This window comes from Martinezella sp. CNPSo 3795, from assembly GCF_057784475.1.
On record NZ_JBXSOQ010000001.1, the window covers coordinates 712,353 to 736,278 of the forward strand.

The window sequence follows — 23,926 nt, forward strand, 5'->3', positions numbered from 1 at the left end:
CCTCAACTTACCACTTCTTGCTGAGCTTGAAGGTGATGGTTCTCGCTTCGCCGTAGCCGCAGACATTCTCGCCGGCGCAACCCGAGACATATTCCTTGTCGAACAGGTTCGAGACGTTGAGCGCCGCACCCCAGCCCTTCTTCTCGTAGCGAATGCCCGCATCAAAGAGCGTTGCGGAGGGTACACGCAGCGTATTGGCCTGGTCTGCCCAGGACTTGCCCTGGTAGCGCACGCCGGCGCCGATGCTGAGCCCGTCAAGCGCATCGCTCGTGAAGGCGTAGTCGATCCAAAGGGATGCGGTGGAATTCGGCACCAGATAGGGCGAGTTGCCGATGATGGAGGAGTCGAGGTCCTTGGTGATCGTCAGATCCGTGTAGGAATAGGAGCCGAGGAGCTTCCAATTATCATCTAGATTGACCTTGCCTTCGAATTCGACACCGCGCGAGCGGACCTCGCCGACCTGGCGCTGCAGGAAGGTGACCGGATCGGTCAGCGCCATGTTCTTGCGGTTAATCTGGAAGATGGACGCCGTGAACAGGCCGTCGATGAAGTCGGGCTCATACTTGATGCCGGCCTCGTATTGCTCGCCCTTTTCCGGGGTCAGGCCGCCGCCGCTGACGCTGGTGCCGATCAGAGGATTGAAGAAGGTGCCGGCGCTGACATAGGGCGTGATGCCGTTGGAAAACTCGTAGGCGAGGCCCGCACGGCCGCTTGGCGCTGATGCGTTCGACTTGTAACTTGTGCCGACCTTCGAGTCGGAATTGGTGTCGACGAAGTCGTAACGGCCGTTGAGCGTGACCAGCCAGCCATCGCCGAAGCGCATCTGGTCCTGCGTATAGATACCGAGTTGCTGCTGCGTCATGACCTGATTGAGGTAGACGAAGTTGGTTCCCTGCGGCGTGCCGTAGACCGGGTTCGTTGCGCTGATCGGATTGGAGCCGCAGCACGCCTGGATCTGGTCGAGGCGGTAGATCGAATAGTCCGTGCCGATCAGGAAATCATGGCTGATCGGGCCGGTGTCGAACTTGTTTTCCGCGCGTGTGTCGACGGAGAACGTATCGACCTTTGAGCGCTCGAAGAAGCCGATGCGGTTCAGCATGTAGTTGGGATCGTCATAACCAGGGCTGAGCGGATTGCCGTCGACATAGCCGTTCAGATAGGGGCCTTCCTCGCGCTTGTAGAGATGGCCGTAACGCGCGTTCTGCGACACGGTCCAGCCGCCGTCGAAATCGTGTGAGAATTCGTAGCCCAGCATCTGCTGGGCATATTTGAGATTATCGATGCTTCGCTCGCCATAGAAGGCATCGCGCTTGATCTTGCCGAAGGGCGCATCGACAACGGTGCCGACATAGGGGAAGAAGCCGTTGCCGCTATGGATTTCATCCAGGCCGCTCAGCATGCCGAAGACGGTCAGCTTGGTGGACTCATCGGGTGAGATGGTGACCTGCGGCATGATGAAGCCGCGCAGGTCGTGGGTGCCATCGCTATAGGTGTCGCCGCCGGCGATCTTGCCGGTCAGGCGGTAGCGATAGACGCCGTCGGCCGAAAGCTTGTCGGAAAAGTCGAAGCCGACGAAGGCATTGCCGAGATTGTTGATGCCGATCTCGGTCGAATATTGCGGAATGTCCGTTGGCTCCTTGCGAACCATGTTGACGAGGCCGCCCGGATTGGCGCCGCCATAAAGCACGGAGGAAGGCCCCTTCAGCACTTCGACGCGCTCGAGCATATAGGGATCGATTTGGAAGCCACCGAAGCCGTAGCTATAGAGCGTCAGGCCATTCATGAAGACGCCGCTCTGCGTCGCGTCGAAGCCGCGAATGTAGAACCAGTCGGTATCGCCATCATTGCCGAAGGGCTGCGCGGTGACGCCGGGCGTATAACGCAGAGCCTCATCCACCTTGTTGGTGATGCCGCGATCCTGCATTTCCTGCTGGCCGATGACGGAGACCGATTGCGGTACCTCGGTGATTGGTGTGTCGGATTTTGAGCCTGCCGTGGTCTTCCTGGCGACATAGCCCTTAACCGGCGCGGTACCGTTGTCTTCACTCTTCTGTTGCGAACCCTGAATAACCAAAGGCTGCAACTCCGTCGGCGTTTCCTGCGCCATGACCTTGGAGCCCGCCAGCAGCGCGATAAGGGCTGCGCCCGTTGCCATGAGCCGCGCTCGCGATACGTCCTGCTTCAATCCCTGCATTTCCGTCAATTGTCCCGAATTCTTGCGCCCGTTCAGCCCCGGTGGCCGATCCGTCGATAAGATGAGCAGTTAACTCATATTTACAGGCGCGGCTTGTCTGTCACGGGGGAAATTGAATGTTTTTGGGCAATTCTCCGCAAAACCTACAATTGCTCGCGGGCTGTGGTTTTCAGGCAAGCCTGCTGCGCTTCCAGCTGGCAGGCGCAGCGCCGACATTCTTGCGGAAGACGCGGGTGAAATGCGCCTGATCGGCAAAGCCGGTTTCGACGGCAACGGTTGTCAGCGGCATCTCGCTGTTCAGGAGCAGATGCTTGGCCTTTTCGAGTCTGGCCTGCGTTTGCCATTGATGCGGCGGCAGGCCCGTCGACGCCTTGAAGGCGTGGCTGAAATGCGACTGCGAGAGGCCGGTCAATTCAGCCAGTTCTTCCAGCCGGATGGCGCGCGTGCAGTTCTCTTCGATATAGTCGACCGCGCGCCGCAGCTGCCAGGTGGCAAGGCCACTGCGCTTGCGCGGCTGGGTGCCGCGCAGTTGCAGCACATTGATCAGCAACGAAAGTGTCAGGCCGTCGCCGTAGAGATCGTGCAGCGGCTCCGGGTTTTCACACTCGGCCGCGATCAGCTCGGCAAGCGCCATTATGCGCGGGTCGTTGAAATGCAGCTGCGGACGGTCGAGCCGCGCCGCGTCGATATGTTCCATCAGGCGCTGGCTGATGATCTCGGCGTCGAAATGAATGTCGAGGTGGCGGACGAACTCGACGCCTGCCATGTCGACCCAGAGCTCCATGCCAGCGGGAATGTAGGAGATGCGACCACTACTATAATCCTGCAGCTGGGCCTGCGCGCGAGGCGAGGGGCGGACATTGGTCTTACCCGCACCGCGCTGTTCCAGAAGGATGAACAGACGCGGATCGCGTGCCACATAATATCCGCCAGCCTGCGCCGCGCAATTGACGTTCCAGATGTCGGCAACCATGCCGTTCCAGTGGCGGCGATGCATACCGCCGATGACGGAAAAGCCTCCGATCTTGTTCTGCATTCTTGGCTGAAACGTCATTTGCTGCTTCCGGCGTTGCTTCTGCGCAATAATCCTTCAAATTAAACTCAAGTTATTATAACAACACTGCCAGGATAGCAATCCGCATGGGCGCGAGGGCGGTTGCCATGCAAAAAGATCTCTACCCGCGTCTCCAAATACAAACGGGATGCCCTTTCGAGCATCCCGCCTTTGAGATCGATACTACTGACTTAAGGTCTGTATCCTAGAACAGACCTGCCAATCTCACCGTTTTTGCATCGGGCTGAAACGAAGCCTGGATCACGTTGGACGGCTGATGGTTGGGAGATGGCTGGGGTGCGACGGCATGTGCCGGCCGAGGAGCCGGGCTCTGAGCCGGGCCGCAGCTTCCGGAGCTCGTTTTCTCGACCCGAGGCTTGCCGCTGCCGGAGCTGAAATACTCCACGGTTTGCGTGCAGGTGCCCTTGCCCGATGTCATCGAGATGACCGTATATCCTTTCACGCCTGCGGGGAGCTTCGACAGATCGATCTTCATGAGATTATCCGAGCCATCCGGCCACGGCGCGAAAAGACGCGGATCATTCATCAGGGCTGCAGCCTCGCGATCCATGGCAGCCGAGATGCGCTCTATGTCGGCGAAGGGCGAGACGTCGTCGATTGGAGCAAAGCCCGCCATCGACGCCGGATCGTCCCGGAAGGTAATCGTCGGTGGCTGAGCACCGCTGTAGCGGATCAATTCCAGCGAGCCGTCCGGCAGGCGAACTGTCATTTGGTGCGTATTGGCGGATTGCTCAATCTTCTGCTGAGCGACGGCCTGGCTCGCCAATCCTGTGGCTGTGATAAGGCCGGCGCTGATGAGAAATGCATTGCGGAGGGTTAGCACGATGATCTCCTTTGCGTTGAGAGCATGTCGGATCGGCTCCCGCTTGAATGGCTTGGAGCGCCGATCGATGCGAACCCTTTCGATCTTGGTCTCGCCTCTGCCAAATTTATGGCAGTCACTGCGGCACCACGCCGCAGTGGGGCCGCACTGCTGTCAATCCTGCGTGATAAACTCGTGACAGAAGCGTCGCGTGAACGCTTCCGCACGCGAAGCGGGCCCATTCGCTCGTTTTGAGCTCTATGGGACAACGCCCGCTTGAAATTTCGCTTGTCTTCCGCCACCTGTGCGGCGCGACTTTTTTTATTCCCAGGAGACTAGACGCTTATGACGACCACCACCGCAGAAAATACCGCCGAGAGCCACGTTTTTGAGGCCGACGTTGCCCGCCTTCTGCACATGATGGTTCACTCGGTTTATTCGGACAAGGATGTCTTCCTGCGCGAGCTGATCTCGAACGCGGCCGATGCCTGCGAGAAGCTGCGCTACGAAGCGATTGCCCATCCCGGCTTGCTTGCCAACGATCCCGACAGCCGCATCCTGCTGACGCTTGATGCCGATGGCAGCAAGCTCATCGTCGAGGATAACGGCATCGGCATGAGCCGCGACGAGATGATCGAAGCGCTCGGCACAATTGCCCGCTCGGGCACGCGCGCCTTCATGGAGCGAATCGAGGCCAACAAGCAGGGCGAGGGTGCGCAGCTCATCGGCCAGTTCGGCGTCGGCTTCTATTCCTGTTTCATGGTTGCCGACCGCGTCGACGTCATCTCGCGCCGCGCCGGTGCGGAGGATGCCTGGCTCTGGTCTTCCGATGGCAAGGGCGGCTACAGCGTTGCGCCTGTTGACGTCAGCGAGGCACCGGCGCGCGGCACTCGCATTACGCTGCATCTGATGGAAGATGCCAAGAGCTATGCCTCGCGCTGGAGCGTCGAGCGCATCGTCAAGGAACAGTCCGGTCATGTGCCGGTGCCGATCAAGATCGCCGAAAAGCCCGGCGAGGAAGCGACGCAGCTGACCGACGGCACCGCGCTCTGGACGAAATCGAAGAACGACATCACGTCTGAAGAGTACACCGATTTCTATCGCGGCGTTTCCGGCCAGTATGACGAGCCGGCGCTGACGGTGCATTTCCGCGCCGAGGGTCGCCATGAATATTCGGCGCTTGCCTTCGTGCCGGGCTCGCAGCCCTTCGATCTTTTCGATCCGGACCGCAAGGGCCGCATGAAGCTCTATGTGAAGCGCGTCTTCATCACCGATGAAGCCGAATTGCTGCCGCGTTATCTCCGCTTCGTGCGCGGCCTCGTCGACACGTCGGACCTGCCGCTCAACGTCTCGCGCGAGATGATCCAGGAAAGCCCGATCCTGACGGCGATCCGCAAGGGCGTGACCAATCGTATCATCACGGCGATCGAGAAGCAGGCGGAGAGCGATCACGACGCCTTCCTGAAGATCTGGGAGAATTTCGGCAGCCTCATCAAGGAAGGCCTCTACGAGGACTTCGAGCGCCGCTCGCAGCTTCTGGCGCTCTCGCGCTTCCGCACGACTACCTCGGGAGATGGCTATCGCTCGCTTGCCGACTACATCAAGGATGCCAAGGAGGGCCAGCAGTCGATCTACTATCTCGTCGGCGGCAGCCTCGAGCAGCTGAAGGCGTCGCCGCAGCTCGAAGGTTTCCGCGCTCGCGGTATCGAAGTTCTGTTGCTGACCGATTCCGTCGACAGCTTCTGGGTGACCAATGCTCCGGAATTTGAGGGCAAGAGCTTCAAGTCGATCACGCAAGGCTCCGCTGATCTCGCCCAATTCAAGAAGCAGGACGAAGACAAGCCGGAAAGCGAAAGCGCGCCCGCCGAAGTCCAGGCCTTCCTCGACTATGCCAAGCAGAAGCTGGCCGACGAGGTCTCCGATGTCCGTGCATCCGATCGTCTGATCGAAAGCGCCGTTTGCCTCGTTGCCTCCGAGCAGGGTTATGACCGCCAGCTTGAAAAGATACTGCAGGGCGCCGGCCGCCTGCAGTCTGGTGCCAAGCCGATCCTTGAGATCAATATGGATCACCCGGTCGTCAAGGCGATTGCCGCCAAGGCGGATGCGCCGTCCCTGCGTGACGATGCGGCTTTCCTGCTGCTCGATCAGGCCCGCGTTCTCGACGGCGACAAGCCGGCCGATCCGCGTGCCTTCGCCGAACGACTGGCGCGGCTGATGGAAAAGGCACTGCAGTAATCAATCAGTCGGCACGGCTTTGAAAGGCCGTGCCGACCTGCTCGGCAGAGCTTGCGTCCGCGTGGGCGTCGGATGCGAAACTTGTCTAAAATTATCATCTTTTCGTTGCGCGAGGAAACGTCCTCTTTTATAGAAGACATGCACACTGGCCGGATCGCTCGGCCACGTAAGCGTTAACGTCACTCAACGCGTATGATCGAACGGCTCTGCGGCTTCGGTCTGCGCGACTGTGTCCTGCGGATCGAGATCAAAGTGCCTCGAAAGGACACCCATGGATACCCCCCATAGTTCCAACCCGGCCATCTCCGCTCCGAAGATCGAGCGCGTGCGCCATGAACTGAAGCGGCGCACTCTGACTGTAACGGCCATCGACAGGATCACGCCCGGCATGCTGCGCATTCGGCTGGCCGGCGAAGATCTCGCCGATTTTGTCAGCCTTGCGCCCGACGACCACATCAAGGTGATGGTTCCGGGCGCCGGCGAGGAGATGGAGCGGCGTGACTATACGCCTCGCCAATACGACACCGACGCGCGGACACTCGTCCTCGATTTTGCCGTCCATGAGGCAGGCCCTGCCACGCAATGGGCGCTCGACGCTCGCGTCGGCGACAGGCTGGAGATCGGCGGTCCCCGCGGCTCGGCCGTCGTGTCCGCAGATATCGAGAACTGGCTGCTCATCGGCGACGAGACGGCGCTGCCGGCCATCGGCCGCCGGATTGAGGAGGCACGTGCGGGGGCACATATAACGGCGATCGCCGCGGTTGCCGATGCTCATGAACATCAGGCATTTCAAACCGATGCGCAGCTGGATATGCGCTGGGCATATCGGCCTCTCTCGGAAGCGGCGGATCCGTCCTCGCTTCTGAAGATATTGCAGTCGATCGATGTGGTGCCCGGCACGTTCGTCTGGATCGCCGCCGAAGCCTCCGTCACGCGCGCCTTGCGCTCCTACCTCGTCGAAGACCGCGGCTATCCGCTGAGCTGGATCAAGGCGTCCGGCTATTGGGTCAAGGGCAAGGCGGACACGACGGAGAAATTCGACTGAATGCGGGAGGCAGGCGGCAAGATGCCGCTTGCTCATTCTAATATGATAGGTCAGGCATCTTGCCGGAACAGGCTGCTGCCCCATTTCATGGCGCAATTGTCCCGCAAGTGGACAAGGCGTTCCGCGATAAGGTTGGGTTCACCGAAACTGCATTCTGGATAGATTTCGACTTCCTAAATTACAAGGGATCGTTGAAGGTTAGGCTTGAAGCGGGAATGGTGGCAAAGCCATAGGCGATCGCTTTGCAGGTCCATGCGCCGAGCGGGAGGCGGTGCTTTGGGCGTCATGTAAATCCCTGCCGTACGCGACGGCCAATGTTGAGGATCGACGCAAGGTGCTTGCCGTCCCGAAAGACCCGCCGCAGACATTCGTCGCATTGATGTTGTCGGCGCTTCGTAAGGCCTTCATCGGCATCGCTCTGGCGAGCGCGGCCATCAATGTGCTGGCGCTGACCGGCTCCTTCTTCATGCTGCAGGTCTATGATCGGGTCATTCCGAGCCATAGCCTGCCGACGCTGTCCGGTCTCGTCATCATCGTCGTGACCCTCTATCTGTTTCAGGGCGTAATCGAATTCCTGCGCTCCATGCTGCTTGTGCGCATCGGCATGTCGCTCGATGAGCGTCTAAACAGGAAGGTCTTCGGCGCGCTTCTGTTCCTGCCGAGCAAAAAACAGACGTCGGACGATGGGCTGCAATCGGTGCGTGATCTCGAGCAGATCCGCTCCTTCCTTTCCGGTACCGGTTCGACGGCGCTTTTCGATTTGCCATGGGTGCCGTTCTATCTGATCCTTTGCTTTCTGTTCCACTTTTGGATCGGCTTTACGGCTCTTTGCGGCGCCTTGCTGCTCGTCGGCATTACCGTGGCTGCCGAAATGCTGTCGCGTCGACCGGCGCTGGAGGCGGCCAGGTCTTCGGCAGCACGCCTCGGCTTTGCTCAGGCTGCGCGGCGGAACTGGGAGGCTGCTATTGCTATGGGGTTTTCCGGCCGCCTCACCGATAAATGGGCTGTCATGAATGAGGATTATCTCAGTCACCAGGCGATAGCGAGCACCCGTGTCGGCGCGCTGACCATCGCCGCCAAGATTGCACGCATGATGCTGCAATCCGGTGTCCTTGCCGTCGGCGCGATCCTCGTCATTCGCCAGGAAGCGACGGGAGGTATCATCATTGCCAGCTCGATCCTGGTGACGCGGGCGCTGGCGCCCGTCGAGCTTGCGATCGGCCAATGGAAGGGTTTTGTGGCTGCACGCCAGGGTTGGACTCGGCTTGCCGCACTCCTCGACGCCGCGCCGCCCGAGAAGCAGGCTTTCGCCTTGCCCGCACCGTCGCGGGAGCTCAGCGTCGAGAATATCACCGTGACGTCGCCCGGCAGCCGCGATCTTATCCTGCGCAATGTCTCGTTCAAGATATCGGCGGGAACCATACTCGGCGTCATCGGCCCGAGCGCATCGGGCAAGTCTTCGCTGGCACGTGCAATTGCCGGCTTGTGGCCGGTTGCAATCGGCTCCGTGCGGCTCGATCGTGCCGCTCTTTCGCAATGGGATACCGATGAACTTGGGCAGCATATCGGCTATCTGCCGCAGGATGTAGACCTCTTCGACGGCACAATCGCCGAGAATATTTCGCGTTTTGCTGAGGACATGCGAACCGAATCGATCATTGCGGCGGCGAAAGCGGCGGGTGTCTACGACATGATCGTCAAACTCCCGGATGGCTTCGATACCAAGATCGGCGAAGGCGGATCGCGCCTTTCGGCCGGGCAAAGGCAGCGTATCGCCCTGGCGAGGGCGCTTTACGGCGATCCCTTTCTGGTGCTTCTCGACGAGCCGAATTCCAATCTCGATGCGGAAGGCGAAGCGGCACTGACGGCGGCCCTCGCAGGCGTCAAGGAGAGGGGTGGCATTGCGATCGTCATTGCCCACCGGCCAAGCGCTCTTGCCGCCGCCGATAGGGTCATGATCGTTGCCGGCGGCCAGGTCCAGGCATTCGGGCCAAAGAAGGACATCCTCGGTCCGTCGCCCAAGCAGCTCGGAACGACGCATCTGGCCATCGCCGGCGGGGAGACGCACGGATGATCGGCAAGGCCTCGTCATCGAACGAACGAATGATCCGCCGCCTGTCGCTGTTGGTGATAGCCGCCATTTTGCTGTTGTTCGGCGTCATGGGCGGCCTTGCCGCCGCTACAAAGATTTCCGGCGCGGTCGTCACCTCCGGCACGCTTGTCGTCGACAGCTATGTAAAGCCAGTAAAGCATCTGAAGGGCGGGATCGCCCGTGCGATCCTGGTGAAGAATGGCGATCATGTCGCCGCCGGCCAGGTGCTCGTCCGGCTTGACGACACCCAGACCCAAGCCAACCTCTCGATCATCCGCAAACGGCTCAACGAACTTTCTGCCCGCACGGCGCGTCTGGCAGCGGAGCGCGACGGCCGGCAGGATATCGACTTTCCGGCCGATCTGCTCTCGTTTGCCGAAGATGCTGATGTGGCAGCTATCCTGGCAGGCGAGCGTCGGCTCTTTCGCGATCGTCAGATATCGCGCGATGGGCAGAAATCGCAGCTTCACGAGCGCATTCAGCAGCTCAGGCAGGAGATTGACGGTCTCGTCGCCCAGGAAGAGGGCAAGCGGCGGGAAATCGCGCTCATCGCCAAGGAGCTCGGAAGCCTCGAAGGCCTGCTCGATCAGGGCATCATTTCGGCGACGAAGGTCTACTCGTTGCAGCGGGAAAGCGCTTCGCTGAACGGCGATCTCGGAAACCTCGTCTCGTCCGTCGCCCAGACCAAAGGCAAGATTGCGGAAACCGAGCTGCAGATCCTGCAGATCGATGCCGACCGCAGTTCGGAAGTATCCGAGCAATTGCGCCAGGCGGAAAGCGATAGCGGCCAGTTTGCCGAGCGCCTTATCGCCGCCGAGGACGATCTGAAGCGGATCGACATCAAGGCGCCGCAGGCGGGGATCGTCGACCAGCTAAGCGTCCATGCCGAAGGGGCAGTCATTTCGCCGGCAGAGGCGATCCTGCAGATCGTTCCGGACAAGGACGCGCTGGTCGCAGAACTGAAACTCGCGCCCCAGGATATTGATCAGATTACCGTGGGACAGGCGGTGTCCCTGCGTTTTCCTGCCTTCAATCAACGGATTACCCCGGAGCTGAACGGGCATGTCGATACGATCTCCGCGGATCTGACGACGGATCAGCGTTCGGGGCAAAGCTACTATGTCGTGCGGGTCAAGGTGGCAAAGCAGGAATGGGATCGGCTGGGGCAGCTTACGCCGCTGCCCGGCATGCCTGTGGAGGCCTTTCTGCAAACGGGCCAACGAAGCGTCCTTGCTTATCTGACAAAGCCGATGACCGACCAGATCAGGCGAGCGTTCAAAGAGGATTAGGCATATAGGTGCATCGGCGCAGAGTTGTGATGCGCAGGAGCGCTATTGCTCACAGCGATCAATTGCGCAGCGGTCGATGCAAACGCTTCATCGCTTGACTTTTGAGGAGGGTAGCATGGATCAATACAAGGGCGGTTGCCTATGCGGCGAGGTCCGATTTGTGGCATCGGGTCGGCCGTACCGGGTCGGCCTTTGCCATTGTCTCGACTGCCGCAAGCATCATGGCGCGCTTTTCCATGCCTCTGCGATATTCCCCGAGCAGGCGGTCAAGATCGACGGTGAGGCCCGGGATTATGCAGGGCGCTTCTTCTGTCCCCGCTGCGGCTCGTCCGTTTTTTTGCGCACCGTGGATGAAATCGAGATAAGTCTGGGCTCCCTGGATGCTCCCGACCAGCTAAAGCCCACTTACGAGCTATGGACCATCCGTCGCGAATCGTGGCTGCCGCCTTTTCCGCTCGAGAAGCGATACGCACGCGATCGCGAGGGTACCGGCCGCTTCGAGGAATAGCTCCCGATGGCGGTTGGTTTCGGCCGGATCAATCCGTCCGAAACACCTGTTTTGACGCACCGATTGTTCGATGCAGTCAGATGTGCCAGTCCGTCGTGTGGGCGGATTGCGTCGAGGCGGCAAGCTGGGCGTTGTGATCGTCCAGGGAATAGGCCTTGATATAGTCGATCTTCATCTCCGACCCATTCGGGAGACCATCCGTCGGCGTCCCCGCCACGCCGCCGACCGCGAGATCGACCAGCATGTACATCGGCCCGTGCATATCGGCCGGCGTATCGGCATGGGCAACGGCAACGTCGTCGAAATACCAGACGATCTGATCCTTGTCCCAGAGCACGCCGTAATTGTGGAAGCCATCGGTGCTTGGCACTTCCACTGGAATAGAGGTCTTCGTGTGCTCGCCGGTGGCATTCGAATGAACCGTCACATTGACCGTGGTCGGGTTTTGTCCGCGCATTTCCACCACGTCGAGTTCCGGTGGCCAGGAACCATCCTCCGGCAGCAGCCAGAAAGCGGGCCAGACGCCCTGATTATGCGGCATCTCTGCCCGCATTTCGAAATAGCCGTAGGTCTGCGAGAAGGTCGAGTGAGTGGTCAGAATGCCTGAAGTATAATCATGGTTCTCGACGATCGATTTCAGCGCGTCCGGCGTCTGTTTCGCCGTAATCGTCAGAATGCCGTCGGAGACAGAAAAGGGGTTGGCGGATGCGGTCGGTGCATAAGAAGGATTGATGTACCACTGCAGTTCATCATTCAGGCTGCTGCCCTTGTCCGGCGCCCAGGAATATTTAGCATCCCAGGTGCCCTGCGTCCCCTCGTGCAGCGAAAGCGTATTGAAATCGTCCGAAAAAGTCTGAGTGAGCGACGATCTGTCGAGCCCGAGCTGAAACTGGTCTTCATGCAGGTCGGAGATGGTCTTGTTGGCGAAGACCAGGCTTTCGCCATTACCGAGATCGAGCCGGACATTGGCACCTTCCTGCGTGGAATGGCTCACGACCTGATCGAACGACGTCAGGCCATACTGATTGAGCCTGACCTTGTCGTCATCGCTGAAATCGGTGATGAGATCGCTGCCGTTGCCCTTGCTGATGATGAAAGTATCGGCGCCGCCACCGCCCGTCAGCACGTCGTTGCCGGCACCGCCATCGATGGTCTGGCTGCCGCTGCCGCCGGTGATGATGTTATCGGCGTCATTGCCATAGGCATGGCGATTATTGCCCGTGACCGTGAGATTTTCGAAATTTTCGGGCAGCGTATAATCCATCCAGGTATTGATGGTATCCACGCCGGCGTTGGATGCTTCATAGGCGTGATTGATGCTGGAATAGAGATAGTAGATATCGTCGCCGGTGCCGCCCATCATCGTCACATTGACGGAGGCGTCACCCCACATGGAGTCGTTGCCGGCGGTGCCGTAAAGCACCGGGCCAGAGCCGGTGGCGGAAAAGAAACCTGTCGACGTATCGCTATAGTAAAGTGGCTGTCCAAGGGCATTCAAAACTGAATTGGGCATGAGAATCCTCTTCCTTCGTGCCGGACGACCTCCTCCATCGAGCTAATATTTCTCCCCGCTCATATGCATCAAATAGCGTGCATTGTTTTTCTGCCCACCCCCGACGGCAAGTTTTTTCGCCAACCTGCCCAAAAGTGCTGGTTGGAGCATTCGTGCTCATGGCTATGAGGCCGGGACGCAGTTATTCACCGCGTCCCCGAAGCCAGAATTTAGAGCGCGGCCTTTACCTTGGCAGCGACATCCGGGCTTACCCATGTCGCCCAGATGTCTTCATGGTTCTTCAGGAAGTATCGGGCGGTGTCTTCGTTGGTGCCCTGGTTATCCGTCTGCCATGCAAGAATGCTATTGACGAGATCGTTCGTCCATTTCCGTTTCTTCAGATAGTCCATCGCGAGGCCGGCGTGATCGGCAAACTTCTTGGTGACGACGGTGTAGACTTCCGAGACGGGATAGGAATTGACCTTTGGATTGGCGCAATCCATGACCGAGGTGCATGCGTCCCATTCGGCCTTGTCGTGGGGTACGCCGAAGGAAAGGCGCACCATCGGATACTTACCGAGGATCGCGGTCGGCGACCAATAATAGCCAAGCCAGCCCGTCTTCTTTTCGAAGGCATTGGCGATCGTACCGTCAAGAGCGGCGGCAGAGCCGGTCTCGACGATTTCAAAGCCCTTCTTCTCGCCGTCGAGCGCCCGGTAGAGATTGCCGAGCGACGCCTGGCATTGCCAGCCGGGCGGGCAATTGTAGATGACGCCCTTTTTCGGATCGTCCGGCGCGGGGAAAAGTTCCGGGTGTTCCAGCGCCTGCTGGACGGTCTTGATATCGGGATGGGCGTCGGCGAGGAATTTCGGAATCCACCAACCATCCTGGCCGCCATCGGAAAGAATGCCGGCAGCGATGACCAACCGTCCCTCGGAAACCGCCTGATCCAGCGGCGTGCGCACCGCATTGATCCAAAGTTCCGGCGCAACGTCCGGTTGGCCTTTCTCGTTCATCGAAGTAAATGTTGGCAGCGTGTCGCCCGTGAGGAGTTCGACCGAGCAGCCATAGCCTTCCTGGAGGATGATCTTGTCGACATTTGCCGCAACGCCGGCCGACGCCCAGTTCATTTCGGCGATGGAGACCGAACCGCAATCGGCATGCGCGGCGCCGGCAAAGGTATAAAGTGCTGCAGCGAAGACGGCGGCAGCTATAGGCTTCTTCATGTAAGACCTCCAGGTCCTGATGTTGCTGTTGTCGAAGGATGTCGCGGGTGAAGCCGTTGATCTTTTCCTTCGCTCTTGCGATGCCCCGGCAGCGCAACGGCCACGCAGAGGCAAATCCGGACAGTCAAACCCGTCCGGGCGCGTCCGGATTACTGCCACATCGATCCCGATGCCATGTGTTGGCCGGATGAAGTTTGAAGCTTTCCCACAGGAAATGAACGGATGCTACCGGCGTCATCGGCGTCTTATGCCCGACACGGAAGCTGGAGATCCGTTTGATCGCTGCCGAATGGACCTGCGCGCGAGCTGCGGAGGGAACGGGCAGTTCCGTTGGCGACCACGATCATATCGAAGGCTTCAGCTTTTTTTGACCCTCCGCAGCGATGCTCTCGTGGGTAGAGCGTTTTCCGACTTTGCAGCTATTGCCTTCAGGGTGATCGAGGATAGATCGCAGCATGTTGAAGCAATCAGGAGTTTCATATGCGGAAGATCATTCTGATCGGTATCGTGGCATGCGGATTTGCCGCGCCAAGCTATGCACAGGTATCAAACGACCAACTGGAATTGGCTTACAATTCGGCACGCAATCAACTTGGCGTGCTGAAATATTGCCAGAATGCAGGCCACATCGATGGGGCTGCTGTCGAGACTCAAACGAAAATGCTCGCTCTCATACCGGCGCCCTCGGATACGGCGAAGGGCGAAGCGGCCGAACAAGAGGGTGAAAAAGGCAAGATCTCCGCCATGGGCGTGAATCAGGATCTTGCAGCCATTACAAAAGCGCAGAACGTGACCGAAAAGCAGTTTTGCGAAACCATCGCAAATGCGGTGAAGCAGGCTGGCGCGCAACTTCCAAAATGAAATGCAAAACTGCGACGGCGCGAGCCGTCGCAGCTTGCCATGTACAATATCCGCTTGGCATCCGCATCGCTTCGGACTGCCTCATAGTTTGCTTGAGATCATTCCAACGCCAGCGAACGCGCCACGGTCAGGTTGCTGCCGACGGCCTCAGCGATCTTGAAACGGATTTCCGCCTGTCTTCGCATAAACGCATCACAATGCCTTTAGTCTAGTATTTTTATAGACAATTATCGTGCCGTTCAGCCTGCGCGGTGCCGAGCGGCCTTTTGGCCGCATGATCGATGTCGTGGCGGCCAAAATAGGGACGGGATATGAGAAAAACGCATTCAAGCGCGAAAACCATCGGGCGAAGCAAGATCCGCATTGCCCTGGCATTTTCTTTTCTGACGATGATGGGCACTGTCGCAAATGCCGCATCCGATACGGCAAAGCCGGTCGATGGGGGCATTCTCAACGTCGGATTGGCAACGGATGCCTCCATTATCGACCCGTCGATCACGGGCAACTCGGTTACGGCATTGATTACCCGCAATATCGTCGACTCGCTTGTCGGGCAGGCCGAAGACAACAAGTTCACGCCGTGGCTGGCAGAAAGCTGGGACATCAACGGCGACAATACCGTCTATACTTTCCGTCTGCGTCAGGGCGTGACATTCAGCGACGGCACTCCGCTCGATGCAGCCGCGGTCAAATACAATTTCGATCGCATTCTCGATCCGAAGACGACATCGAGCTACGCCAAGTCGCTGCTCGGACCGATCGACAAGATCGAGGCGCCGGATAGCCGTACGGTCGTGATCCGCTATCGCCAGTCCTTCGCGCCTTTGTTGCAGGGGTTGAGCCTTCCCTATCTCGGCATTCAATCATCGACCTATCTTCAGAAGGCGCAGAGCACGACGAATACGGTCATCGGATCGGGTCCCTACGTGCTCGACAATTTTACCAAGGGCAGCGGCAGCAAGCTGAGCCGCCGTGCGGATTACAATTGGGGTCCTGGCTATGCCGCGCATAAAGGGCCGGCCCATTTCGATCAGATCGTCTTCAAATATCTGCCGGAGGCTTCCGTGCGTCTCGGTGCGCTGGCAAGCGGTCAGTTGCAGGCGATCGACGCGGTGCCGCCGGCAAATTATCGCTCCGTTCAGGGTAACGGCAAGCTGCAGGTGGTGACGCGGGAAAACCCGGGCGTCAACAGCGCCTATTTCCTGAACACCTCGAAGGGACCATTTCAGGACTTGAAGGTGCGGCAGGCTTTCCAGAGCGCCGTCAATGGACCGGCAGCGGTCAAGGCTGCCTTCTTCGGAACCTTGAAGCCGGCCGACAATATCCTCGGCCCCTCGACGCTCTATTATGACCACGATATTTCCAGCTCATGGGGCTTCGATCTGGCAAAGGCCAACCGGCTGCTTGACGAGGCGGGCTGGTCACAGAAGGACGCCGATGGTGTCCGCAAAAAAGATGGCGGCCGGCTGACCCTGCATTATGTCTACGACAGCACCTCGCTCGCCGCGACGGAAGTGACCTTGGCGCAGGCCATTCAATATCAGGTGCGGCAGGCGGGTTTCGATTTGCAGCTCGATCCAGTCGATTCCGGTGGCTGGACCGCTCGCGCCAATGCCAATGATTACGATCTCGTGTCCTTCTACTATGTGCGTGCGGAGCCCGATATCCTGCGCACGGTATTCCATTCGGCCTATATTCCTCCAGCCGGTCAGAATGCGTCTCGCGTCAAAAGCCTCGATGAAAAGCTGACGAAAGCGGTCGGGGCTTCCGATGCCGAGCGTAAGAAACTCTATGCCGAGATACAGAAGGAAGTGATCGAGCAGGCTTATGCCGTACCACTTTTCGTAGCCGCCTATCAGCTCGGCGCCTCGAAGAGCCTGCATGGCATTTCCTGGGCCACCAATGCGAAGCCGAATTTCTACGATGCCTGGCTGGACCGCTAAGCTCTTCCAAACCGCTGTGCGGCGGACCGGGGTGATCGTTGCCGTGCTTTGGGGCGCGGCAACGATTGCCTTTATCGCCGTAAAGCTCATTCCCGGCGATCCCGTCGCGATCCTGGCTGGCGGGGAGAACGTCGTCGATGAGGCAGAGCGGGCCGCATTGGTGCATCAATATGGCCTCGACCAGCCGCTTGCGCTGCAATATGCGCATTATATCGCCAAGGCCTTAAGTGGCGATTTCGGACAAAGCTACCAGTACAGACAGCCTGTTTCAGAGGTGATCTATGAGGCTGCGGGGCCGACATTGCAGCTCGCCGGCAGCGCGATCGTGCTTGCTCTCCTTCTGGCGATCAGCGTGGCCTTGGCAACCGCAGGCCGTCGCAAAAGCCTGACGCTGCTGTCCTCGGGAATAGAATTGATCCTTCTGAGCACGCCCGTCTATTGGATCGGCATTGTCCTATTGTCGGTCTTCAGCTTCAATCTCGAATGGTTTCCGGTCACAGGCAATGATGGACCATCGGCGCTTGTGCTGCCCGCCATTGCCTTGAGCCTGCCGCTCGCCGCACTCTTGAGCCAGGTATTGCGCAACGGCCTGGAGGAGGCGCTGTCCCAGCCGTTTTCTCTGACCGTGCGGACACGCGGCGTCGGCGAGACGGTCCTGCGTGTCAGACATGGTTTGCGGCACGCCGCACTGGCGGCCTCGACCCTCACCGGCACGTTGCTTGCCAGCACCCTAGGCGGCTAGATCCTGACCGAGACGGTATTCGGCCGTTCGGGCATCGGGCAGGTCACGCTTCAGGCGATCAAGACCCGCGACATGCCGTTGATCCTCGGTCTGGTGATGCTGTCTGCCCTTGTCTTCGTTATCGTCAATCTGCTGGTCGATGCTTTCTACCTTGTGATCGATCCACGTCTAAGGAGGACAGGCCTTTGAGCGATGTCGTGCTAGCTGAAAGCGGGCAGCGCCGCATCACGCGCAGACGCCCCGTCTGGCTGTCTTTCGGACTGCTTGCTCCCTTCGCCTTTTTTGTCCTTCTTTGTGTAGCGGTCTGGGCGCCACAATGGCTCTCTGCTCTCGATCCCGAGGCAGTCGATCCGAATGCGATCCTCTTGCCGCCTGATGGGCAACACTGGTTTGGAACCGACGAACTGGGCCGGGATCTGTTTTCGCGGGTGGTTTATGGCACCTCGCAATCCCTAACCATCGGCATCGGTGCGACCCTGATTGCCAGTCTCGGCGGGATCGTGTTGGGGACGACGGCTGCACTGGCTCCAAGGCCGATCGCCCGGCTTTTGTTACGCATCATCGATATCCTGCTTGCCTTTCCGGAAATGCTGCTTGCATTGCTGGTGATTGCCGTTCTCGGCCGCGGGCCTGCGAACACGCTCTTGGCGGTCGGGCTTGCCAGCATCGCCGGCTACGCGCGGCTGATCCGTTCGCAGGTGCTTCACATTAAGCTGTCGGGCTATGTCGAACATGCTGTGGCACTTGGCGAGCATCCGTGGACGATCATCAGCCGGCATATCGTCCCCAACGCCATCCGGCCACTTCTCATCCTCGCGACGATTGGTGTGGGCAGTTCGGTACTGTCCGCTTCGGCCTTGAGCTTCCTTGGTCTGGGCGTCGTGCCTCCGGCCGCCGAATGGGGTGCACTCCTCGCCAATGGCCGCAATTTTCTCGATATCGCGCCCTGGACCAGCCTGTTGCCGGCGACGGTGGTTGCGCTTTCCGTCATTTCGATCACGCTCCTGGGCCGCCGGCTGCAAACCCTCCTCGCAACGGGAGATCTGCGATGAATATTCAGTCCGGCCTGCGAAACTTTCAGACCACCGCTTCCGAGCCGCCCCAGCTGCTTGCGGTCAAAGGGTTGAATGTGGCCTTTCAGACCCCGCAGGGCCGCGTGGATGCGGTTCGCGACCTGTCGCTACAGATCGCGCCTGGCGAGATCCTCGCTTTGGTCGGCGAATCCGGCTCCGGAAAATCTGTAACGGCCCGGGCGATTGTCGGCCTCGCCGGCTCGCGCTCCGTGGTAAAAGCCGACAGGATGGATCTGAGCGCGCATGATGGCCGGCCGCTCGACCTCCTTGATCTGTCGGAAAAAGCCTGGCGCCATGTGCGCGGCCGCGAAATCGGTTTCATTCTTCAGGATGCGCTCGTATCGCTCGATCCCCTGAGGACGGTCGGTCGCGAAATCGCCGAGCCCATCCTCACGCATCGACTGGCACCACGTTCGCTTGTATCGCAACATGTCGTGGAATTGCTGGAACGTGTTGGTGTTCCCGAGCCGGATTTGCGGATGGCGCAATATGCGCATCAATTGTCCGGCGGATTGCGGCAAAGGGCATTGATTGCCTCCGCGCTTGCCGGGCAGCCGCGCTTGCTCGTCGCCGACGAGCCGACGACAGCGCTGGATGTCAGCGTCCAGAAAAGAGTGCTCGCCATCTTCAAGGAACTGGCCGCCGCCGGCCACGGCATCCTCCTGATCACGCATGATTTCTCCGTTGCCGCTCAGCTCGCCGATCGGGTCGCGGTGATGCAAAAGGGCCGGCTGGTGGAAACGGGCCTGGCGCGCAGCGTCCTGTCAGATCCACAGCATGACTATACCCGGCGGCTCCTGGCAGCCGTAACTACAGCGGTCAATCGCGGCCGTCGCCTCAGTGCAGCGAATACGCCCTTGCCGCTCCGGAAGCCCGTTTGCTCAACCGAGCGTCTGCTGGAGATACGCAACGTATCGATGAGTTTCAGGCACGCGGATGGCAGCCTTCTGCGCGCCGTCAGGGACGTATCGCTTCATATCGGCAGCGGCGAAACGCTGGGTGTCGTCGGCGAATCCGGTTCGGGCAAGACCACGCTCGGCAAGATTGCGCTGGCGCTGCAGCGGCCGGATGCGGGGGAGGTGCTGTACGAAGGGCGACCGTGGAGCGCGCTTTCAGAACGCATTCGCCGCCCCCTCAGAGCCGGAATACAGACCATTAACCAGGACCCGCTGAGCTCCTTCAATCCGCGCTTCACCGTCGAGCGCATCATCGAGCAGCCTTTGCTGCTTCATGGCGGCCTCGGCAGATCGGAGCGCCGCGAGAAGATCATCGGTCTAATGGATCTGGTCGGGTTGCCGCCGGATTTGCTCGCCCGGAGGCCGACCGCGCTTTCAGGTGGCCAGCGCCAGCGCGTATCGATCGCCCAGGCTCTTGCGGCCGCGCCGAAGCTTCTGATTTGTGACGAGCCGGTTTCGGCACTCGATGTCACGACGCAAGCCCAGGTTCTGGATCTATTGGTCGATCTGCAGGCAAGGCTCGGCCTGTCGATGATGTTCATTTCGCATGATCTGGGGGTGATCCAGCATATCAGCCATCGGATCGTCGTCATGAAGCAAGGAGCGATCGTCGAGGCTGGGTCTGTCGAAGAGGTCTTCCAGCGGCCTCGCCATGCCTATACGCGCGAACTTATTGCATCCGTGCCGAGGTTTTCGCGCTAAAAGGCCTGATCATAACATGGTTGGCTTCATTCTTTACGTCTCCTTGCCGCCGGCAAAATAGCCGGTTCCGGCCTAATTACTGTCGGCGCGTTACCCTTGAGAAGCATCACGCTGTCAACCTGCTCGGTATCAGCTTCACAATATCTGCCAGAACGGACCTGAGCCGAGGCTGCTGACGTTGCCGCCGGGATGGTTGGCGACCAGCGTTTCGCCGGAAAAGCCGCTGCCGCTGATCCTGCTGTCACCGGGGCGGCGAGAGAGATTGTCAATGCAGTCTTTCTGGGAGCTGTCATTCAAATGACCGCCGGCCAGCCTCGCTCCATTCGTGAGCGGCTTTTGCAATATCATTCAAACCTATTTTGTCTGTGATTTCTATTTTCAATATAAGTGAAATTGAAGTAACAATTAATAATACAAATTGAAAGAGATATTTCGGAATCATAAATCCTATGTATAGTCTACAAAAATACCTTACTAAGGCTGACGAGGGTTATGGTGATTGAACGTGATGAAAGTGTAATTCTTATCGCTACATAAATTCTATGATGCAATGGCATAAAATTAACGCTATTGTTGTCGAAATAACCTCGGGTTTTGAGGGGCGAGGGGTAAGGTGGGGCGCATAATGTTGCGGGGAGCAGAGATGAATGGGATGGCGCTGTTCGCGCTCATAAGGCGTGCCGATAGGCGCTTGCCCATATTGGCAAGTCGACCGAGCGGAGGATTGTGATGGCTGGCCGGACTACTATCGCCGCCGGTTCAGGCACATTGCAGGAGCGTTACGGCGACTGGACGCTTACCATCGTCAATCAGGGAGCCGCCGATCAAGCGCGGCCACATTATGCGATTTCCTATACGCTGTATGATCTGCAGACAAATGCGCCAGTGCTTTCGATCGAACTTACTCCCGACGGCGGAAGCCTGAGGGGTATACTGGCGTTGCCGCTGGGGCTGCATCTGCGGAGCGGGCGGTTGCCGCGGGGTGACGAAGCTGCTTTGGGTCTGGCTCAGCCGCTCGGTGCGGCTTCTTCGCGCGGCTGTCCGGTCGAGCTGAAGCTCGATGCAGCCATGATTGCCAACCTGCGGCGACGGCGTAGCCTCCGCGTGATGCTGGCGGCGACCGATACGGGTCGTGATGTGAGCTACGTCATTTCGCTCAATGGATTTGCCGAGGCTCTCAGCCGGGCGCTCTCCATTGTCGATCCCTACGCCGCAAGAGCCCACATCAGGTCGGGCTTGACCCTTCAGTAGCAGGTCGGATTTCGGGCAGGGTTGCCCGTGCGATTGGCGGTGCCGCCAACCGCACGCATTTTCTTCGCTCCGGCAGTATGCTCGAATTCCGATGTCAAGTTTCCCGGCTAATGCTTGCAAGCAATGTCCGGCGCGCCTCGCTCAGATGTGCCGTGCAGGTCTGGCCAATTTTTCTTTGGTCCCTTGAGAGAATCGCATCGATATAAGCCAGATGCTGATAGACAGCCGCTTCGTTGCGAATGCGCTCGTCTTTCTTGTTCCATTGATAATGGTAGAAGAAAATCAGTGAGATGACGTGGTAGAATTCGGTGACGAAGCGATTGCTGGAAGCACTGTTGATCAAGCGATGCAATTGCTCGTCAAGGAGCGAGAACCGGTGATAATCGGTCTCGATCGTCTCCAGCAGCTTGAGATGCTCGGTGCGCAGTCTGCGCAGCGCGTTCCAGCTCGGGTCGCTGTCATCGAGTTCCGCAAAGCGCATGACGGACCGCATTTCGAAAATTTCGCGGATATCGGAAAGCTCGTTGGCGAATTCCAGGGTCATGCCGCGGAAGACCCATTTGCCGCCGGCTTCGCGCTCCATCAGGCCAAAATGCCGGAAGCTCTGCAGAAACTCGCGGATCGTCGTCGTCGACACGCCGAATTGCCGCGCGAGCTGAAGCGCATTGATCGCCTGGCCCGGACCGCTATCGGATTGGAGTATCCAGGTCAGGAAGGCGCGCTCGACGATCAATGTCGGCGGGATGGTCTCCGCTTCGGCATAGAGCTCGGATGGTTCTGCCTGCCGCAGCACTATCCTGTCCTTGGATAGAAGGCCGTTCTCCATCGCGGCCGCCAGGCACTTGCGGACCGTCGTTCTGCTGGTGCCGAGGGTTCGGCCGATCTCGCGTTCCGAGCCAAGAGAGTGGCCGTGACCGACCGATTGTACGTGGCGCAGGAACTCGTTGAACTGCCGTTTGAAGAGGTTTTCAGAACGCATGCCGATTTGGTTTCGTTGGTTTTTTAAACAAAAAATACCACTTTAAATCGATCGCCTCAACCGTGTAGATTCCGCCTCAAGCTAAGGAGGATAGCTCGGGAATGAGACCAGCATATCTCGTTGCTCACTGGCGCTGCCGGGAAGATGGCGTCGTATGAGCTACACTTTTGATTTCGAGGGCCTGCTTCCCTATTGGGATCAGTTTGCGGAAGGCGTCTGGCTGACGATTCAGCTTTCGGTGGCGGCAACTATCGTGGGGTTTGTGCTGGGCACGTTCTGTGCGATCGCACGGACCAGCGGCTCGGCGACGCTGAAGACGGTCGTCGGCGCCTATGGCGTCGACCTGCCGGCCGACATCGCTACCCTGAACTGATCTGTTTCCAGCGAACCGGGTGCAAGCGCTCGGTTCACGCCCCCAAACCGGAAAGGTATCGTCACGTGAAAGCCCTATTGATCGAAAGTGAAGGTGTCAGCCGTTTCACCGATGTCGCCCGCCCGCAGCTCGGAGAAGGCGATGTCCGTATCGCCGTCCGCCATGTCGGCATCTGCGGGAGTGATCTCAACACGTTTCGAGGCCTCAACCCGCTGGTGGAGCTGCCGCGCATCCCAGGGCACGAAATCGGTGGCGAGATCATCGAGACAGGGGCGGGCGTTTCGTCGGCCTATCAACCGGGACAGCGCGTCATCGTTCTTCCCTATACCAGTTGCGGTACTTGCTCTTCCTGTCGCAAGGGTCGCGTGAATGCTTGTCGCTACAACCGCACGCTTGGCGTCCAGCAGGATGGCGGGCTTGCCGAAGAGATCGTTCTTCCCGCAGAGAAGGTGATCCTGAACGACACGCTCGATCCTCGCTTTCTTGCTTTGGTCGAGCCGCTGTCGGTAGGCTTCCATGCGGTGGCGCGCGGCCGCGTTTCGTCGAGTGATCGCATCGTCGTGCTGGGCTGCGGCATGATTGGTATGGGCGTGGTCATCGGAGCCGTTGCGCGCGGAGCCGAGGTGATTGCCGTCGATCTCAGCCCGGAAAAGACCGCGCTGGCACAACGCTTCGGAGCGCGCCACACAATCGATGCCGGCACGGAAGATGTCGCTGCGCGCATTGTTGAACTGACTGATGACCAGGGCGTCGATGTGGCCTTCGAGGCGGTCGGTCTTCCGGAAACCTTTCGTCAGGCGATCGATCTTGCCGGCTTTTGCGGGCGCGTCGTCTATGTCGGCTACGCCAAGGCTCCCGTTACCTATCAGACACAAATGTTCAATCTCAAGGAGTTGGATATCATGGGCTCGCGCAACGCGACCAGGTCCGATTTCGATGCGGTGATCGCTTATCTGGAGACGATCGGCGACCGCGCCGCCTCGCTCATTTCCAAGATCATACCCTTCGCCGAGGCCGAAGGTGCATTGCCCTTTTGGGACAAGAACCGTGACGTTTTGAAGGTCATTGTCGAAAGATGAATACGCAAG

19 protein-coding genes and 1 pseudogene are annotated in these 23,926 nt (G+C 59.1%); 13 read left to right on the forward strand and 7 right to left on the reverse strand.

Annotated elements, in window-relative coordinates; translation table 11 throughout:
• Positions 1–7 precede the first annotated feature (7 nt).
• The 3 genes from AC13QY_RS03290 to AC13QY_RS03300 all read right to left on the reverse strand — a co-directional run bounded on the left by AC13QY_RS03290 (position 8) and on the right by AC13QY_RS03300 (position 4,092).
• The gene (locus tag AC13QY_RS03290; protein WP_145634049.1) at positions 8–2,194 is read right to left on the reverse strand and encodes a TonB-dependent siderophore receptor; all 2,187 of its coding nucleotides are present in this window, start codon (positions 2,192–2,194) and stop codon (positions 8–10) included.
• A 169-nt stretch (positions 2,195–2,363) separates the two neighbouring features.
• A complete protein-coding gene (locus AC13QY_RS03295) occupies positions 2,364–3,248 on the reverse strand; it encodes an AraC family transcriptional regulator (RefSeq protein WP_113354365.1) in 885 nt (294 codons plus the stop codon).
• A gap of 205 nt (positions 3,249–3,453) precedes the next feature.
• Positions 3,454–4,092, reverse strand: coding sequence for a hypothetical protein (locus AC13QY_RS03300; RefSeq protein ID WP_113354366.1), 639 nt, complete (start codon positions 4,090–4,092; stop codon positions 3,454–3,456).
• 324 nt (positions 4,093–4,416) lie between these two features.
• On the opposite strand from AC13QY_RS03300, the gene htpG reads away from it, so the two are divergent.
• From htpG to AC13QY_RS03325, 5 genes are all read left to right on the forward strand, one after another.
• On the forward strand, positions 4,417–6,306 hold the full coding sequence (gene htpG, locus AC13QY_RS03305; protein ID WP_113354368.1) for a molecular chaperone HtpG: 1,890 nt from the start codon (positions 4,417–4,419) through the stop codon (positions 6,304–6,306).
• A gap of 271 nt (positions 6,307–6,577) precedes the next feature.
• A complete protein-coding gene (locus AC13QY_RS03310) occupies positions 6,578–7,351 on the forward strand; it encodes a siderophore-interacting protein (protein WP_113354369.1) in 774 nt (257 codons plus the stop codon).
• Positions 7,352–7,685: 334 nt separating this feature from the next.
• Positions 7,686–9,425, forward strand: a complete 1,740-nt coding sequence (locus tag AC13QY_RS03315) for a type I secretion system permease/ATPase (protein WP_113354370.1) — start codon at positions 7,686–7,688, stop codon at positions 9,423–9,425.
• Positions 9,422–10,732, forward strand: coding sequence for an HlyD family type I secretion periplasmic adaptor subunit (locus AC13QY_RS03320; protein ID WP_113354371.1), 1,311 nt, complete (start codon positions 9,422–9,424; stop codon positions 10,730–10,732). The genes AC13QY_RS03315 and AC13QY_RS03320 overlap by 4 nt, the downstream gene beginning before the upstream one ends.
• A gap of 115 nt (positions 10,733–10,847) precedes the next feature.
• Complete coding sequence (locus AC13QY_RS03325) at positions 10,848–11,240, forward strand: GFA family protein (protein WP_488492721.1); 393 nt, start codon at positions 10,848–10,850, stop codon at positions 11,238–11,240.
• 76 nt (positions 11,241–11,316) lie between these two features.
• On the opposite strand, the gene eglC is transcribed toward AC13QY_RS03325, so the two are convergent.
• Positions 11,317–12,753 carry an endo-1,3-1,4-beta-glycanase EglC gene (gene eglC / locus AC13QY_RS03330; protein ID WP_113354373.1) on the reverse strand — a complete coding sequence of 479 codons (1,437 nt, stop codon included), beginning with the start codon at positions 12,751–12,753 and terminating at the stop codon, positions 11,317–11,319.
• Between the two features lie 209 nt (positions 12,754–12,962).
• On the reverse strand, positions 12,963–13,958 hold the full coding sequence (locus tag AC13QY_RS03335; RefSeq protein WP_113354374.1) for an ABC transporter substrate-binding protein: 996 nt from the start codon (positions 13,956–13,958) through the stop codon (positions 12,963–12,965).
• 480 nt (positions 13,959–14,438) lie between these two features.
• Between AC13QY_RS03335 and AC13QY_RS03340 the strand changes: the two genes are divergently transcribed.
• From AC13QY_RS03340 to AC13QY_RS03360, 5 genes and pseudogenes are all read left to right on the forward strand, one after another.
• Entirely contained in the window at positions 14,439–14,819 is a 381-nt protein-coding gene (locus AC13QY_RS03340) for a pore-forming ESAT-6 family protein (RefSeq protein ID WP_113354375.1), read from the forward strand.
• Between the two features lie 311 nt (positions 14,820–15,130).
• Positions 15,131–16,762 (forward strand): ABC transporter substrate-binding protein, encoded by a 1,632-nt coding sequence (locus AC13QY_RS03345; protein WP_113354376.1) that lies wholly within the window; start codon positions 15,131–15,133, stop codon positions 16,760–16,762.
• Positions 16,743–17,693, forward strand: a pseudogene (locus tag AC13QY_RS03350) (ABC transporter permease). The gene AC13QY_RS03345 and the pseudogene AC13QY_RS03350 overlap by 20 nt, the downstream one beginning before the upstream one ends.
• Positions 17,690–18,556 carry an ABC transporter permease gene (locus AC13QY_RS03355; RefSeq protein ID WP_113390392.1) on the forward strand — a complete coding sequence of 289 codons (867 nt, stop codon included), beginning with the start codon at positions 17,690–17,692 and terminating at the stop codon, positions 18,554–18,556. The pseudogene AC13QY_RS03350 and the gene AC13QY_RS03355 overlap by 4 nt, the downstream one beginning before the upstream one ends.
• Positions 18,553–20,235: a dipeptide ABC transporter ATP-binding protein gene (locus AC13QY_RS03360; protein WP_113354378.1), complete on the forward strand. Its 1,683-nt coding sequence runs from the start codon at positions 18,553–18,555 to the stop codon at positions 20,233–20,235. The genes AC13QY_RS03355 and AC13QY_RS03360 overlap by 4 nt, the downstream gene beginning before the upstream one ends.
• A gap of 135 nt (positions 20,236–20,370) precedes the next feature.
• Here the strand turns inward: AC13QY_RS03360 and AC13QY_RS03365 are convergent, their stop codons facing one another.
• Complete coding sequence (locus AC13QY_RS03365; RefSeq protein WP_162748860.1) at positions 20,371–20,532, reverse strand: hypothetical protein; 162 nt, start codon at positions 20,530–20,532, stop codon at positions 20,371–20,373.
• 432 nt (positions 20,533–20,964) lie between these two features.
• On the opposite strand from AC13QY_RS03365, the gene AC13QY_RS03370 reads away from it, so the two are divergent.
• Positions 20,965–21,486 carry an invasion associated locus B family protein gene (locus tag AC13QY_RS03370; RefSeq protein ID WP_113333190.1) on the forward strand — a complete coding sequence of 174 codons (522 nt, stop codon included), beginning with the start codon at positions 20,965–20,967 and terminating at the stop codon, positions 21,484–21,486.
• 94 nt (positions 21,487–21,580) lie between these two features.
• Here the strand turns inward: AC13QY_RS03370 and AC13QY_RS03375 are convergent, their stop codons facing one another.
• On the reverse strand, positions 21,581–22,465 hold the full coding sequence (locus AC13QY_RS03375; protein ID WP_113354380.1) for a GntR family transcriptional regulator: 885 nt from the start codon (positions 22,463–22,465) through the stop codon (positions 21,581–21,583).
• Positions 22,466–22,619: 154 nt separating this feature from the next.
• Here AC13QY_RS03375 and AC13QY_RS03380 point away from each other — a divergent pair, with 154 nt between their 5' ends.
• Both AC13QY_RS03380 and AC13QY_RS03385 read left to right on the forward strand, forming a co-directional pair.
• On the forward strand, positions 22,620–22,838 hold the full coding sequence (locus AC13QY_RS03380; RefSeq protein ID WP_113354381.1) for a hypothetical protein: 219 nt from the start codon (positions 22,620–22,622) through the stop codon (positions 22,836–22,838).
• Between the two features lie 65 nt (positions 22,839–22,903).
• A complete protein-coding gene (locus AC13QY_RS03385) occupies positions 22,904–23,917 on the forward strand; it encodes a zinc-binding alcohol dehydrogenase family protein (RefSeq protein WP_113333192.1) in 1,014 nt (337 codons plus the stop codon).
• The last annotated feature ends 9 nt before the right edge of the window (positions 23,918–23,926 follow it).